At 25.2% G+C, this 17,446-nt stretch carries 9 protein-coding genes; 3 read left to right on the forward strand and 6 right to left on the reverse strand.

Annotated elements, in window-relative coordinates; genetic code table 11:
- Window positions 1-19: 19 nt before the first annotated feature.
- Complete coding sequence (locus tag AC4FRL_RS02650) at window positions 20-2,326, forward strand: SH3 domain-containing protein (protein ID WP_491138536.1); 2,307 nt, start codon at window positions 20-22, stop codon at window positions 2,324-2,326.
- 70 nt (window positions 2,327-2,396) lie between these two features.
- Here AC4FRL_RS02650 and AC4FRL_RS02655 read toward each other — a convergent pair whose 3' ends face one another.
- The 4 genes from AC4FRL_RS02655 to AC4FRL_RS02670 all read right to left on the reverse strand — a co-directional run bounded on the left by AC4FRL_RS02655 (window position 2,397) and on the right by AC4FRL_RS02670 (window position 12,026).
- On the reverse strand, window positions 2,397-7,511 hold the full coding sequence (locus AC4FRL_RS02655) for a PDDEXK-like endonuclease domain-containing protein (protein ID WP_491138537.1): 5,115 nt from the start codon (window positions 7,509-7,511) through the stop codon (window positions 2,397-2,399).
- Window positions 7,512-7,787: 276 nt separating this feature from the next.
- Complete coding sequence (locus AC4FRL_RS02660) at window positions 7,788-8,105, reverse strand: hypothetical protein (RefSeq protein WP_491138538.1); 318 nt, start codon at window positions 8,103-8,105, stop codon at window positions 7,788-7,790.
- A gap of 569 nt (window positions 8,106-8,674) precedes the next feature.
- Window positions 8,675-10,720: a DUF262 domain-containing protein gene (locus tag AC4FRL_RS02665; protein ID WP_491138539.1), complete on the reverse strand. Its 2,046-nt coding sequence runs from the start codon at window positions 10,718-10,720 to the stop codon at window positions 8,675-8,677.
- A 76-nt stretch (window positions 10,721-10,796) separates the two neighbouring features.
- Window positions 10,797-12,026, reverse strand: a complete 1,230-nt coding sequence (locus AC4FRL_RS02670; protein WP_491138540.1) for an HNH endonuclease domain-containing protein — start codon at window positions 12,024-12,026, stop codon at window positions 10,797-10,799.
- Between the two features lie 657 nt (window positions 12,027-12,683).
- Here AC4FRL_RS02670 and AC4FRL_RS02675 point away from each other — a divergent pair.
- Both AC4FRL_RS02675 and AC4FRL_RS02680 read left to right on the forward strand, forming a co-directional pair.
- Entirely contained in the window at window positions 12,684-13,148 is a 465-nt protein-coding gene (locus AC4FRL_RS02675; protein ID WP_491138542.1) for a GreA/GreB family elongation factor, read from the forward strand.
- 137 nt (window positions 13,149-13,285) lie between these two features.
- Window positions 13,286-15,043 (forward strand): DUF4091 domain-containing protein, encoded by a 1,758-nt coding sequence (locus AC4FRL_RS02680; protein WP_491138543.1) that lies wholly within the window; start codon window positions 13,286-13,288, stop codon window positions 15,041-15,043.
- Between the two features lie 56 nt (window positions 15,044-15,099).
- Here the strand turns inward: AC4FRL_RS02680 and fliB are convergent, their stop codons facing one another.
- Both fliB and AC4FRL_RS02690 read right to left on the reverse strand, forming a co-directional pair.
- Window positions 15,100-16,224, reverse strand: a complete 1,125-nt coding sequence (fliB, locus tag AC4FRL_RS02685; protein WP_491138544.1) for a flagellin lysine-N-methylase — start codon at window positions 16,222-16,224, stop codon at window positions 15,100-15,102.
- A 201-nt stretch (window positions 16,225-16,425) separates the two neighbouring features.
- Window positions 16,426-17,391 carry a tRNA dihydrouridine synthase gene (locus AC4FRL_RS02690; RefSeq protein ID WP_491138546.1) on the reverse strand — a complete coding sequence of 322 codons (966 nt, stop codon included), beginning with the start codon at window positions 17,389-17,391 and terminating at the stop codon, window positions 16,426-16,428.
- Window positions 17,392-17,446 lie beyond the last annotated feature (55 nt).

Here is a 17,446-nt window from a genome sequence, read left to right on the forward strand (position 1 = left end):
GAAAATAGGAGATGATTTTATGGCTGTAGCAGTAGTTCAGCAACAACCTCAAGAACAACAAAAGGATAAAATAAATGTTGATTTATCTGATGATAAGGTTGCTGTAGTTAAAAGTAATAATACAAAAAGTAAAGAAGCTCCTCCTAAAAAGGAGGAAGAAAAAAAGAAGGAAACTCCAAAGAATAAAAAGGAAGAGGATATTAAACCTCTAAAAAATGAGAAAAAGGAGGAAGTTCCTTCTAAAGAAAAAGAAGCTCCTAAGGATAATGACACTATTAATAAAAAAGATAATATGGTTTTAGAAAAACCTACTATGGAAGAAGTAATCTTACCTGTTAATAAGGATAATAATAAGGATTTTAAAAAGGAGTCTACATCTTCAGACTTTGCCTCAGAAATTAATAAAAGACTTTATGAATATGAAAGCTCTAAGGAAAATCAAAGCAAGGCAATGAAAGAAGCTATTGACCTTCATAATGGAGATAGAAGTAATACCTGTGTTTATTTTCAAGGGGCCTCTTTAAGAGCTATTGGAGTTCCTGTGCCAAAGCATATTGCCTATACCTCAAACTTTTGGAACTGGCTTGAAAATAATAACTGGGAACTTCATAGAGATTTTTCAAATATACAAAAGGGAGATATTATCTTTTGTGGAGAACATCATACAATGTGTTTTATGGGCTGGAAGGATAAAGAAAAGGGAATTGCCTATGTAATGGGAAATGAAGCCTATCTTTATGGCAAGGCCTATTCTCAACGTAATTTAAATGGACAAGTTCCTAGTAAGGAAAATGGATATAATAGACAGTATAAGGCTACCAGATATTATAAATATAAGGGAGAAAATAAAAAAGAAAACTCTAATATTACTAAAACAAATTTAGTTATAGGAGATTTTAAGGTTACTCCTTTAAAGGGAAAGGTAACTGCTAGACAGGATGTATATGTTAATGAAAAACCTTTTCCTACAACTTCTGGTGTAAAAGCTCTTGGACTTGCCTCAAAGGGAGATGACTTTACTGTAATTGGAAAGGCTTCTAATGGATGGTTTCAAGTTCTTTATAATGGAGAAAAGGCTTATATAAGCAATAAATATACTGATTTTTTAGAGGAAAACTCTCCAAATACTAAGGATGATTCCTCTTTAGAACTTTTAAAAAGCACTCCTAAGGAGGAAAATTCTTCTTTAAATAAAGAGGAAAACTCTAAACCTAAGGAAGAAAATAAGCTTTTAGAGGAAGCTCCTTTAAAAATTGCCACTATAAAAGCTAATGGTGGTCTATGGCTTCACTCCTCTAAAAATACTTACATCTCCTCTAGAATTTCTTTAATGGATAATGGTTCTAAGGTTAAAATTTTAAAGGAGGAGGGTTCTTGGTTTAAGGTAGATTATAGTGGAATTACTGGTTACTGTTCAAAGGACTATGTAAAAGATATTGTTACCCTTAAAGAAGAATCCCCTAAGGAAACTCCTAAGAAAGAAGAAGCTAAAAAGGAAGAACCTAAAAAAACTATTGAAGAAAATAAGAATAGTAATAAACCTATAGAAGAAAATAAAAAAGTTATAGTAGAGGATGTTAAAAGTGCTACTGTAAAAGCCAATGGTGGTCTATGGCTTCACTCTTCTAAAAATTCTTATGCTTCCTCTAGATTAACCCTTATGGAAGAAGGTTCTAAGGTTAAAATCTTAGAAGATAAAGGAGAATGGTTTAAGGTTCAATATAATGAAGAAGTTGGCTACTGTGCAAAGGAATATTTAAGTAAACCAATCACTTATAAAATGGAAATTAAAGAGGATATAAAAAAGGAATATAAAAAGGAAAGTCCTAAGGATAATAAAAAAGAGGAAAACGCTCCTTCTCCTGAAAAGAAAGAAGAAACCTTAAATAAGGTCTCTTATGTAAAGGCTAATGGTGGCTTATGGCTACACTCTTCTAAAGATTCAAGTTCTTCTTCTAGAATAAAAATTATGCCTAAGGGAACAAAGGTTACTATATTAGAAGAAAGTAATGACTTTGCTAAAATTTCTCAAGATGGAGAAACTGGTTGGTGTTCTTTAAAATATTTAACTAACCCAGTAAATTCAAAGGATTCTTCCTTAGTAAGTAATAAAGAAAAGGAAAACAAGAAAGAAGCTTTAAGGGAAGGAAGCATCATAGCCCATAGTGGTTTGTGGCTACATTCTTCTAAGGATTCAAAGGCCTCCTCTAGATTAACTGTAATGAGTAAAGGAAATAAGGTTTTAATCTTAGAAGAAAGTGGAGATTACTTAAAAGTTAATTATAATGGTAATATAGGCTGGTGTGCTAAAAGATTTGTATCTTAATAAATTTTAACTTTTCTCTTTTTAAAAAATATACCTCTATGTTTAATATAGAGGTATATTTTTATTTTTTCTAAGAAATATTCTTTTTATTTCTTTTTATTTTATTTAATTTGCTTTCAATTCTTTCAATTTCTTTCTTTGGATTATCCCACCAATGTTTACTCCAAATTCTTATTATATTCCATCCTCTTGACTCAAGATATCTTTGTCTATGTATATCTCTTTCTCTTGCTGATTTTGAACTATGATAAGCAGAACCATCGCATTCAATGCCAAGAACATATTTATCCTCATTTTCATCATATATTGCCATATCTATTCTATACCCTGAAACTCCAACTTGAGTATGCACAGCATAACCTTTTTCTACTAACCTATCATATACTTCCATTTCAAAATCACTATCAAAGGTTGCTTCCTTTGAACTATTATTTTCAGAATTTAGTAATGAATTTAGTATAGATTCTTGTTCTTCCTTATTATCATTATGAACTGCTCTTACATATTGAAGATATTTTTTAAACAATATAGCTCCTTTATTTTTAACATTTTCTACATTAAGTTCTTCAGGTTCAATTGATGTGACTACATATATTTTCTTCTTAGCTCTACTTATTGCAACATTTAACCTATTTTCTCCTCCTTCTTGAGATAAAGAACCAAAGTTTACTGATACTCTTCCCTTTTCATTTTTAGCATATCCTATAGAAAAGATAATTATATCTCTTTCATCTCCTTGTACATTTTCTATATTCTTAACAAATAAACTTATATCCTCATTATTTTCAATACGGTCAATTTCATTTATATATAAATTTCTAAACTCCTTATCCTCCTGTGCTTTCTTTTCAAGTAGATTTTCTATTAAGTTTTTTTGTTTTATATTAAAGGTAATTATTCCTACACTTTCCTTATTTCTTCTTCCTTTTAATATCTTATGTAGTAATTCAACAACCTTATTACCTTCTTCTAAATTTTCTGTGTTAATCCAACTACCCTCTTTACAAAAAACTCTTTCAATAGGTCTAATATTTGACTCTTTACCTACTAAATTTGGAGAAATCTTTAATTTACCATCATAAAAGGCATAATTTGAAAAGTTTATAAGTTCTTCATACTTAGATCTATAATGATAATTTAGACATACACTTTTATAATTTACTTTAGCTAAATCTAATAAACTTTCCTCTTCAATTGCAGCTAAATCCTCAAATTCCTCTTCCATATCTTCTTCCTCAATTTCATTATTAATGGAAGTTTTAAAAATACTACTTGGTTTTAACTGCTTGTCATCACCAGCTATTATAACTTTTTTAGCCCTATATATACTTGGTATAGCATTTTCTATATACATTTGAGAAGCCTCATCAAAGATTACTATATCAAAAAGTTCATCTACTAAAGGTAAAATATCAGAAACTGTTTCAGGACCTAAAAGGAAACAAGGAAATACATCAAATATTAAGTCAGAGTACTTTTCTATATAATTTCTTATAGACAATAAAGACCTCTTTTTCTCAGCTTGTCTTTTAAATTCCTTATATTCAAATCTCCTATATAAATTTTTAATTTTATCATTATACATATTTAATATTTCTTCTTTTACATCTTTTCTTTTAGAAGCCATATAAGAATTTACCTCATAAACTATAGAATCAAATTCATCAATATATTTAATCATATCTTTAACTTCTACTGTTTTTTCTAAATCCATTATGCTTTGTATAATGTAAAAATCAATTATATATTTAATATTTTCTTTTGAAATTATATTATAGTTATCCTTAGTAAACTTTAAAGCTTTTCCCTGCAATTCATTTAAGTATATAACCTTACTTATAGTATCAATATCTTCAAATAATAAATCTAAGACCTCGATAAATTTTTCGCAATCTTTTATAATATTATCACCCTTTAAGAACATATCTTTTAGATAAAAATATTTTTCAAATTTTAAAGTTGATTCTAATAAACTTAAACTATGCATTCCCTCTATTAAATTTTCACTAAATAAATTTAAAACCTCAAATATATTATCAAATCTTTTATGAAATTCAGCTAAATTATTCTTTTCTTTTTCTGCATTTTCTTTATATTTCTTGCTTATGCTATAAGCAATATCTAATAAATCTTTATTTAATTTTTCTTGCATATTACAAAAGCTTTTCTTATTTGATACTTCTAACTTATAATTATTTAAATAATCAGAAAAAATAGAGTCTCTAATTTTCATTATTTTTTCTTTTAATAAATTTAAATCTTCCTTAAATAATTTTATATTTTCATTTTCCTTTTTCTCATTGTTTATAAATATTTTTCTAACTTCCTCATATATATTAAGTAAATCTTTCTTTATGATTTCTTTTCTTCTTTTAAATTCTTCTACATTTTCTGAATGAATTTTCTTATACTTTTCATAGGAAATTTTTAAATCATTATTAATATCAATAATTTCATCTAATATCTTATTATATCTTCTTTCAAACTCCTCTAAAAATTCTTTTTCTTTCTTTTTATTATAAGGATATTTTACCCATTTTAAAACATCAAACCATTTACCCGCTGTTAAGCTTTTAGTTAAATCTATATTTTTTTCATTATTCTTTTCTATTGCTAATTCTTTTAATAATTCTTTATCTACATTAAAATCTTGATTTTTAAATAAATCTAATACTTCCTTAAAATAATTTTTAGAAAAATCAACATCCTTTAGCCAGAAATCCTCATTAAACTCTTTATTTAAATCTCCATTTAGTTCATTATTTACTTTATCTGCTAATTTATCTATTTGATAATTATTTATTTCTTTAGTCTCTTCATTAAAAGCTTCATAAATTAATTTATTTAAATAAGGGTCAACCCCTTTAATTTTCCACCATTCTCCTTTATTTATCTTTTCTAAAAGAGCTCCATTTTTTTTCATATTAAATTCTTCTGCAATAAAGTTTAACTTATCCTCTGTTCTTACTTTAATACTATTAACATCTGACTCTAGACTTTCTTTAACATATTTAGGTGAATAACATAAGATTCCTTCTTTAGAGGTTTCATGGAATAAATCTTGTCCTACTTTATCCTCTTTTAATATATTAAAAATTAAATCTTCAAATTCTCCCTCTCTACCTTTCCAAAAATCTACTGTATTAATTGGTATAATTAGATTTTTATTTTTATTTTTGTTTACCTGTTCACTTAATTTTTTTATGCTTTCTTTATTAACATTAAAATCATTCTTCTCAATATTATTTTTTACTAAATTATAATATTCTGTATCTCCCTCTTTTAATATCCACCATTTACCCTTATTTAACTCTTCCTTTAAATAACCATTTTTTTCTTCATTTAATTCAAGAGCTAAAATTTCTATTTCCTCTTTATTTATACTACCTTGATTTTTTATAATAAATTCTTTTAAACTTTTAAAAACATCCTCATTTTGAGAAATATTATCTAAAATATTCTTATTAAAAGTAATTAAGTTATTAAAGTTTAATATAGCTTCATCTATATCTATGCTATTTATATTTAAATTTATAAAATATAAATAGTTGTTTTCCTTTAAAATATTATAATAAACTTCAAAAGCCTCTATGCTTTCCTCTCTTATGTTAAGAAGATTTGAGTTTAATTCTTCATAACTATATTCCTTAAAACCTTCATCTTTTATTAACTGTCTGTATTTCATAAAACCACTATATCTTTCATCTTTATGGGATGATATTCTCTTAGTTTTACTATACATCTCTTGTAAACTTAAACCATTTTTATTTTTCTCACATAAAGTTTTAGATAAGTCCTCTAACTCAATTAATTTATTATCAACTTTATCTGATAAACTCTCTATTTCTTCCTTAAAGTCAAAATCAGAAATAACATTATTATTTATAACACTTGAAATTTTATTATAAAAGGCTTTTTTATCTTCATTTACATTATGTATTATAATAGCCTTAGAATTTAAATCTCCAAGCCTGTTATATATTACATCTAAAGCTGCTCTTTTTTGAGAAACCATTAATATTCTCTTCTCTTTTGAAAGAGCATCTGATATTATATTAGTTATTGTTTGAGATTTTCCAGTTCCAGGAGGCCCATAAATAACTAGACTTTTAAAATCATTAGAATATTTAACTGCCATCTCTTGACTATAATCTATAGGAGAGATTAAAGATAAATCCTTTTCTTTAAAAGATAACTTTCCATATTCTTCTTTTTCTTCATAATCATAAGGTAAACTATTACTTAACTCCTCATTAGTTTTTAATAAAGACCTTAATAGAGGATTTTCTTCTCCTAAATATATAAGAGATTTATAATCATTATAAATTGAGTTAGATAATGAAAATTGTCCAACTATAATATTTTTAAATAATTCTCCATTACCAAATAAATATTTAGGCATATTTTTATTAGTATATTCTTTAAACTTAGAAAAGTCATCTTTAACACAGGATATATATAATCCAAGATTATTAAGCTTATTTAATATAGATTTTATAGTTTTTTCACTAACATCTTCATAAAACTCATCAAAATCTTCAACTTTTACCTCGTTAAACTTCTCTATAGCTAGCATTAAAACTTTATTTAAAATAATTTTTTTCTCGGCTCCTTTATATATATACCAATTATCTCTCTCTTTTTTCAGATAAACTTGTATAAGTAAAAGAGGTGCTTTAAAAAATTTCCCGTTCTTAAAGTATCCTTCAATAAAAGGATAAGCTAAATATAATTCTCTTTTACCAGTCTCTTTTTCTAACAAAATATACTCTTTATTTAAATCTTTTAAGGAATAACTATAGTCTTGCATCCTTTTAATTTTTTTCTGTAACTTTTCATATAAAACTTTAAAATTATTATTTATTTTTTCTTTTTCCTTCTTGTATTTATCAATATTATCACTATTTCTTAAGTTTTCTATTTCTGATAAATACTCCTCATAACCTCTTTTTAATCTTTTTATTTCTATAGAATTAACTAAAGAATAGTCCTCTAGAATTTTAATTTTCTCCTCCTCAGAATCATTGAAAAAATTTATCATTTCTTCATAAATTGAATTATTAAATTCAATTAAATTATAAATATCAAAGGCTCTTTTTTTATATAACTTCTTTATAACTAAACTTCTGTTTTTTCCACTAATATTTATTAACCTTTCTTTGTACTTCTCTAATATTTCTCTCAAAAAATCAACTCCTATTGAAATTTTATGTAAAGTATATATTCAAAAACTTTTAAATTGACTTTATATGTTAAATTCATAGCTTAATTTTAATAATAATATAAAATATAGTAATTTTTCATATATTTATTATTATTAGTATAAAATTTACAAAAGAAATAATATGTTAAATTTTTTATATCAATAAACTTAATTAAATTTGTTGTTAAAATAAATTTATATAATAAAAAAAACCCTTCAAACTTAAAAGTTCAAAAGGTTTTATTAAGACAGCAAAGGTTAGAGTTTATTTCTCTTAATATTATTTTTTCTTTTGTTTTTTCCATTGTTATATCCTTGTGCTTCACTTTCACAGGAAAGCTTTGACAGTAATTTAATCTGCTCTGCAAAGGTTAAATCACTTTTTGAAGAATTATCACAATTATCATCATAATATTTGCAATACATTCTTCCTACACACTTTAGTATATAACAATTACTTTTACCACATTTACAAATTCCACCCTCATTATAAATACATTTTTTTCTATGCTTCCGTCCTTTAGGTCCTATGTATTCAAGATAAGCTGGTGTTCCTTGCATTTCTTTTATTCCCATTTTAACACCTAATCAATTATAAATTTATTTTTTACTATAAAATTTTAAAGGGAATAGCTTTTAAAACTTTATAATCCCCTATAAAAATAATTTATATTGAAATCTTACTATATAAACCTGTTTTTAACAAATATTTTAATTTAATACTATAATACATAATAATATTAAAAATTTACTTTTTTATTATTCTTTCTCTTTTTAATTTTTAGCCTTTTAATTTATGCTATAAGAATTTAACTATTTAAAAATAAAACACAAAATTAATAATAAATGTATATTTTTTATAAAATCATTCTCTAAGTTATAGTATTATAAAAACTAAAATTAAATTTTTACTCAAAATGTTCTTTATACCACTTTATAATAGCATCTCTATCTAATTCTGAAAACTCTGATGGATAATTTATATCTTTAAATAAAAAATTTGTATATTGTTGTGTTTTTAAATATCTCACCTCTTGTGAAGAAATTTTATTCTTTTCAATTAGACTTTCAATTAAATTAAAAAATAATTCTGATGGTTTTATAAATTCTTCACTACAATTATTTTCATTGTTTATATCAAAGCTTTAATCATTTAAATCAAAAGTAAAATCATCAAAATCTAATTCCATTTTCTCCAATAAATTTTTAATAAAATTTATAATATTATTAGCAGATAAATTAGTTTCATAGTATATACCAGTTGCTTCTATTTCTTTTTTTCTTGTAAGGTTTCTATAATCATTTGTAATGTAAATCCTACTTGCATTATTTATAGAATAATTTTTTTTAGCTAATTCTTTAAATAATTCTGAATATAAATCATAGGAAATATTAATAAATTTATTCAATAAATCTGTCCAACTATTAACCTTTATAGATTCTCCTTCGAAATAAAAACAACTTGGTTTTTTATGTGAAAAATCTAATTCATCACAAACTCTGTAATGTAAACTTTTATCTTCATTTTTGTTATAATGTATGTCTATATATTTGAATTTATTAATTAAAATATTTGCAAGATTTTTTGCACGATTTAAAATAGTATCTTCATTCCAAGTATTAGCAGATAATACATCCTTGTTTAAAATAATTGCTCTTGACTTTTCTCTTATTATATCTTTTTTATCTGCAAATGACTTAGTTCCTAATTCTTTATTATATCCAGTAATAGTTAAATTACCTAAAGTATGTAGATAAACTTCATAAACACTACTATAATTTTTACCAACTTCTTTTTTCCAAACAGCTGCATTTTCTTTTTGTGGTAAAATATGCTCAATAGTAAGATTACTAATATCAATTCTTTCATTTGTTGAATTTTCAATATCTGCTAGAATAAATTTACACAAGGGCTTTTTGTAAAGAGGTTTATAAATTAAAGCTTCTCTAAAATTTTCATCATTTGGCATACGTTCATTAGTTCTTAAATCATTTAAAAAGGCAACAAATTTATTATAATAATTATCATAATCATTATTGTTAAATATTTTATCGTAAATAGTTTTAAAGAATTTAGATAAATTTCTTCCCCTATCACATACTATAATTCTAATTGAATATGTAAGTAAATAATCAAGAACCTTACATAAGGTATCTTCATCTATTTTATTATTTTCATAATCATTAAAAATTCTAAAAATAAATGGTAAAACTGTTGTTTGTTTTATACTATTAAAAGTAATTAAATAATTTGTAATTTTATTATTATAAAATATATGTTCACCTATAAAAGCTGCATAATATTTAGACATACGCTTTAAAGAAATAAGTATATCTTCATGGGTGAAATTATTTTCTTCAAAATGACTTTTAAATAAACTATATGCATTATTAGACTTAACTGATTTTGATATTTGAGAATTTAAAAAATTTATTACAAAATCCCCTAAATTCTTATATCCTACATTTTTTTCTATATCTAACCAGTAATTTTCATAAAGTTCATCCTGCTTAGAATCATCCATTAATAAATAATTTCTAATTAAATCTGCTAAGCTTAATTCAAGCCCTGTAGAATTTATAGACTCAAAAATTTTCTGAGGCTTATCCCCTTGATTTTTATCTAAAATTATTTCAACAACCTCTAACTTTTTTATTCCATTTAAAATATCATTTAATTCTGTTTCTTTTTCTAATGCCTTATTTATAAGATTTTTAAAAGTAATATAATTTTTATATACATTTGAATTTCTATCCATCTTATCAATATTATCTTTAATAAGATATAGTAACTGTTCATTATCTGATTTAACAGGTTTTAATTTAACTTTGTATTTTTCATCACAATGTCTATTAAACATTACTTCTTCAACTTCACTTTCAATACGAACAGAAATTCCTTTAGCTGAATCATATAATGCTTTTAAAAGAATATACATAGTGGTAATTCTTTGTTGACCATCTATAATAAGAACTTCATTTAAGCCACTTCCTCCTTGAATATCATCTATATATACAAGAGTTCCTGTAAAATGTTGAGAATTCTCATCATTTGCTCTTATAATATCTGAAAATAATTTTTCACATTGTATATTAGTCCAATCATAATTTCTTTGATATACTGGAACTTTAAATACTCTTTTATTTTTTTCAAGTACGTCTGAAAATAGCCACATTCTATTAGCTTTCATTATACTCTCCTCCTTTTATTTAAGCTTTATAAAATTCATAGTTTTTATTTAATTATTTTTTTAAATGAAAATATTATTAAAAATTTTTAATAATATTTTCATTTATAATATCTTTATTTTTAAGATTTTGTTCTTTTAAGATTTCCTTACTATTAATTAAATTACAATTCCAAGTACCATATCCTTGATTAAAAGCAATTTGATAAAGAGGCGTTATAGTATTTTTTAAGGAATCTACAAAAATTTCCTTAGATTTTCCCTCGCTTAAATCTAAAGAATAAAGATTTTTATTTACATTAAAATAATCCTCTAAATACTTAGAAGGTATTTTCTTACTTTTTCTTGCTACTTTAAAGGCTTTATATTGCAAATCACAAAAATCATCATAATATCTCTCTAGGTTTGGAAGATTATTTCCCTTTGAACTATTTATGTTTTTAAAAGTAGGTATTAAATTCCAAAGTTCATCATGCAAAACAAAACTCCAAGGTATAAAATGGTCAATACTTACATCACCATAAATATCAAAGTTACTTTTTTCTAATAACTTTCTTGTATATATATCAGTAATCTTCAATTCTTCACTAACTAAATTCCAATATTTTTTTGCCTGTGCTAAGTTACGTTTTAAAGGTGGATATATTTTAAAAGGTATTGCAGGTACATTAGGATTTTTTATCTGCAAATAACATATAAATTTATAGTTTATCCACCCTTCAATAATTGCTTGATTTTCTTTAATATAATTAGCCCAATCAGAACCAAATATTATTATTTTATTCTCTTTATCAATTCTATAAAAAGGTTTTTTATCAGAATTTGACAACTCTACAATATAAGAATGCATTTCACTATCTTTAAGTTTTCTACATAAAATGTTTTCTCTCATACTTATTTTTTCATTATAAAGTGGACGAATAAGCCTATATTGAACATATAGACTTATATTATTTACCTTTTTATTTAATTCTTTATCCTCACTATTAAAAATAAAATCAGATATATAATCTTCATTTTCTTCTCTTGATACATTTAATTCATCATGCAAATAAAAAACTATATCACTTAGTTTATCCTGTACCCCTAAATTAAGCTTATAATACATAATTGGATACCAAACTGTACCAACCATTCTAGAAACTAACCTCTTTACACTAGCTTCACTTTTCCCCTTAATAATCTCCTTATAAATAGCATATAGCCATAACATTTTATAACTAGCAGAAAAGTTTTTCATATCAAGCATTTGCTCAAGATATGCACTTTCTACCTTAAAAGATTTTGGCAAATCCTTCATAAAATTCATTATAAACCTTCTCCTTTATAAACCCTATAAATAATAAATGTAAGTATAAGCTTGTCTAATTTTTTTATTATAAACTTTTAAAAGGTATATTATTTTTTAAAATTTACTATTAACTCAAAATTATATTACAATAAATTAATACTTATTAGTCATTTATTATGTTAAATTTATTCTCTAATGTATTTTTTTATATTTATTATAATATTATAACATCAAAATTTAAATAATAAAAAAGTTTAAGTATAGCTATAAATTCTTTATAAAAATTCTTTGTGCCAGAGTTTAGAAAAAATATGCCAGAGTTTTTTCAAAGCAGTCATAGGCTAAAACCTTGATATAACTAGCTTTAAAGGCTTTTATGACTACTTTTCCATACTTTTTATATTATTTTATAAAAAAAAATATACTAATAATTATTTTTTTTATTTTTTCCTCTATATAAAAAATAGTAAAACTTTGGCAAGTATGGCTAAAGCCTTTAGGCATCAAGAAATCTTTGGAAATAACTCTGGCATAAAGCAGTCATTAAATAAAAAGGTGCGACATAAATTATGAATAAAATTTGTATATAGAATTTATCTTCTCTCCTTTTAAATTTATTGAAATGATGTATAATAAAAAAATAAAGAGTTAAATAAGTTTTTGGGAGGCTTTGTTATGAATAATTATTTAACAGAGGAAAATGTTAAAAAGTTAAGAGAAGAATTAGATTATAGAATGTCTGTTGTAAGGGCAAAAATTGCAAAGGAAAAGTTAGAGGCAGCAGCCCATGGAGATAGATCTGAAAATGCAGAGTATAAAGAAGCTTGTAGAAATTATAGAGAAAATGATAATAGAATACAATATCTTTTAACTATGATTTCTACAGCTATTATAGTTGATGAAAAGAAAGAAGATAATTCTACTTTAGGGCTAAGCAGTAAGGCTAAGATTAAATTTGTAGAAGAGGATGAAGAGGATATAGTTACTTTAGTTACTACTATGGACCTTGATTTAGAGAATATGTGTATTAGCATAGAATCTGACCTTGGAAAAGCCTTAATGGGAAAAAAGGTAGGAGATATAGTTTCTGTAGAAGCCCCTGGTGGAAGCTACAATGTAGAAGTTTTAGAAATTTTATAAAATTTGAGAAACCTAAAATTTTAGGTTTCTCTTTTTTATTTTCTTTAATATTTTTTAGAATTTTTCATATTTTAATAAGTAGAAAACTCCCTTATAATGTATTTATTAGAAATTTTTATGTAAGGAGGAGAAATTTTATGGAGAAGGAAAATAAGCTTTTTGCTTCCTTTGCCTCTACAGACTTTCACCATTTTAAAGAAGATTATGAAAATATAAAAAACTTAAATGAAAAGGAATTTGAAGCTACTTTGTGGAAAGGAGAAGAAATTACCTTTAAGATTATTCTCTATACAAAGGACTTTAAGGTTGATAATATAAAAATTTTAAAAAACTCCTTAGAAAACTCTAAAGGTAACTTTATAGATAAAGAGAATATTAAATTGTCTTATCTTTATGAAACAAAGGCCTCCTTAGGAAGAGGAGATACTCCTTCTAAAACCTTATATGTACCAGATATTATTCATAAATATTATGATGGCTTATGCTTAAAGGAAAGGGACTTTAAAAGTGCTTTCTTAAAAATAAAGGTTCCAGAGGATGCTAAAGCTTCTTTATATAAGGGTTCTATTTTTATAGAATATGAAAAGACAAAACTTTTATCTCTTTCCTTAAAGCTTAAGGTTTTAGATTTAACCCTTCCTTCTTCTAAGGAAGGAGATACCTTAATTGAATTTTGGCAACATCCTTTTGCTATAGCTAGATATTATGGTATTTCAGAAAAGGACTTTTTCAAAGAAAAACACCTTTCCTATTTAAAGGATATTTTAATAGAATATAAAAATCTTGGTGGTGATTCTATTATGGCAACTATAGTAGAAGAACCTTGGAATCATCAATCCTATGATAGTGATATTTCCTTAATTAAATGGAATAGAGATGAATTTGGGAAATTCTCCTTTGACTATACTCTCTTTGATAAGTGGATAGACTTTAACCTATCCCTTGGAGTATTAAAACCTAAGGAGAATATAGGAAAGATTAAATGTTATAGCCTACTTCCCTGGGGAAATATTCTTTATTTTAAGGATTATAAGGGAGAGCTTAACTCTTTAAAACTAGAAGTTAATAGCCCTCTTTTTTATGAAATCTTTGAGGATTTTTTAAAGGATTTTATGAAACATCTAAAGGATAAGGAGTGTTTTAATTTAACCTATATCTCTATAGATGAAAGAAGTATTGAAGAAATTGAAGCCCTTTTATCTTTAATAGATAAGGTTAGAGGAAAAGAGGGAGAAAAGTTTAAGGTATCTGCTGCTATTAACTATAACTTAAAAGATGAAAGCTTTATTTTAGATAAAATAGATTATATCTCTATTGGTTTATCTCATATAGACCATGACTGTAAAAAAATAAGAGAACTTTCTACTAGAAGAAAAAGTTTAAATCTTTTAACAACTCTTTATACCTGCACAGGAGATTATCCAAATAGTTTTTCTTTAAGTGACCCTGTAGAAAGTGTCTACACTCTTTTATATACTCTTTATGAAAATATGGATGGCTTTCTTAGATGGTCTCTAGATGGATGGGTTAATTCTCCCCTAGAGGATATAAGATATAAATACTGGGAAAGTGGAGACCCTTTTTTAATATATCCAAAAGAAAGAGATACTTTAGGGAAAAGCTTTTATTCAACTCCTAGATTAGAAAAGATAAAAGAAGGAATACAGGATGTAAATAAATTTAAATATTTACTTAAAAATAGTGAAAATTTACGCCCTTCTATAGAAAAGGTAATACTATCCTTAAAAAGAGGGGAAAAAGGAGAAAACCCTTATGGTTCTGCAACCTATGCCTCTCAATACCACAGACTTTTAACCTATAAAGAAGTTAAAAGAATGAAAAGAGAATTAAATAAATTCTCTCTTAAATATATTTCTTTAAGAGAGGAAAAATAAAAAAAGAAAGTTTTCTCTTCATTGAAGAGTTAAACTTTCTTTTTTATAAAATTAACTTAAAAAAGAGTTATAAAACATATATAGCCCATTTCTAAAATGCTTCCTCCAAAGCCTTCCTCTAAAAAGTCTAAAATACCTTCTATATTATTTTCTATAATTCTTGAAAAAAGCATAATATAATTTTTAACATCCTCTTTCTCAATTTTCTCATTACTTATGGAATATTTTAAGAAGGAAGCATATCTAACCATAAGAAATTGAAGGATTATAAGCTGAAAAGAAAGAGTTAAATTTTCCATATCACAACTTATGCAATTTGAGTATATTTTATATAAAATTGCCTTCTCTAAGAAAGGAGTAAATTCCTCAAAGGCCTTTTTAAACTCATCATAATTTTCCTTTAAATAAGTTATCTTAATTTCCCCTGCAAAGCTTTCTATAGGTTCTAAAAGTTCCTTTAAGTTATTAACCTTTAAATAATTTTGCACCATATCTAAAAATAAAGCATTAATTTCCTCTAAAGCTTCTAACTTATTTATTTCTATCTCCTTATAAACATAAGCAACTTCCTTTTTATAGTCCTTATCGTAATATTTTTTAAGCTCCTCTAACAAGGCTTCATAACTAGCATAACTTTCATCCTCTAAAATACTTAAAAGCATATCAAAGGCAATTAAAAGTCTTTCCTCTAAGGAAAAATCTCTTTCCTTTACTATACTAGCTAAGGTATCTCTAATTTTTAAATTTAATAATTCTTCTTCCTCCTCTTCCTTAAAAGAAACAGAAGATAAGGAATCTAAAATATCTAAAACAGCCTTACAGGATAAAGAAAGAGACCTTTCTACTTTATCCTCATGAACGTTTTCAATTCTTGGATAAGTCCTACATATTTTTGATAAATAAAGGTCTCCCTTTTCTTTTACAATATTACAAAGTCCCTTTTCATCTAAAAAGGGACACTTAGAAAAGGTTTCCTTATTTATAAAATAAGCTTCTTCTCCCTTAAATTCCTTTTTCTTAGCTCCTTTTAAAAACTCTTTGCAATCTTTTTTCCACTTTTTATATGTATCCTCATCTATATTAATATCCCATCCCTCACAGCAGGTAAAATCACACTTATCTGCAAGGCATTTAAAATCCTCATAACCTGAAAGGTTTAATACTTTTTTATCTTTTTCCATAATTATCTCCATTTTTCCTACTATAAATTTAAAATTTCTTTTATTAAAGTTAAATTAAAATCCTATTTATGTACTTATATAAATTATACCATAAAGAGAAAAAGCTTTTTTTCTTTAAGCTTTAATAAGGCTTCTTAAAATAAAAAAAGCTCCTTAAAGCATAGTTTTCTATGCCCTAAAAAGCCCTTTACTAAAAACTTATTATTTTTCTAAGCTAAAAATTCCTTGTCCTCTTACAATATCCTCCTCTAAGAAAAGTCTTGTTAAAGCTTGATTATACTCTATAACATTTTTAGCCTTTCTTATTTCCTTTCCATACTTTTTACCCTCTGAGAAAATATGTATCATATATCCCCAAAGCTCCTTCATTCTAAATAAGGCATTTTTATCATCCTTAAAAACTTCCCTATACTTATTAAAAATCTCTGAATGAAAGGCTTTAAGTTCTTCCTTACTCATAAATTCTCCCCTTAATATTTCTCTCATTAAGGCAGGATTTGAAAGTATTCCTCTTCCTATCATTATTTTATCTACCTCTTTAAAATTTTCACAAAAGTTTTTATAATCCTCTAAGGTAAAAATATCTCCATTATAACAAATATTATTTTTACTTAAGGAAAGTGCCTCCTTAAAAATCTCTAAATTTGGAGTGTTACCATAAAAATCCTCTCTTGTTCTAGGATGAATAATTAACTCCTCCATAGGATATTGATTATAAATATGTAGAAGGGAATAAAATTCAGATGCTTCTGAAACTCCAAGTCTAGTTTTAACAGAAATCTTTATGTCCTTAAGAGTAAAAATATCCTCTAAAAATCTATTTAACTCCTCCTTATGTCCTAAAAATCCAGCTCCTCTTCCCTTTTTAGCTACTGTTCCTGAAGGACATCCTAAATTTAAATTAATTTCCTCATATCCTAAGCTTTGTAGCTTTTTTGCAGTTTCAATAAAGCCTAAGGAATCATTAGTAAGTATTTGAGGAACTAAATTTATTCCTTCATTATTCTCTTTTAAAAGGTCACGAAGCTCCTTTGTCTTTAAACTTTTACTGCTATTTGGAACTACAAAGGGAGCAAAATACTTATCAATTCCTCCAAAAAACTTTTCATAGGCGTTTCTATATATAAAGCCTGTAATTCCCTCCATAGGTGCTAAATAATACTTCATTTTCTACTCCTTTTTAAATTTATATTCTCTTATTTATGTAAATATATTTTATTTC

This window comes from Clostridium sp. TJA032 (genome assembly GCF_058310275.1).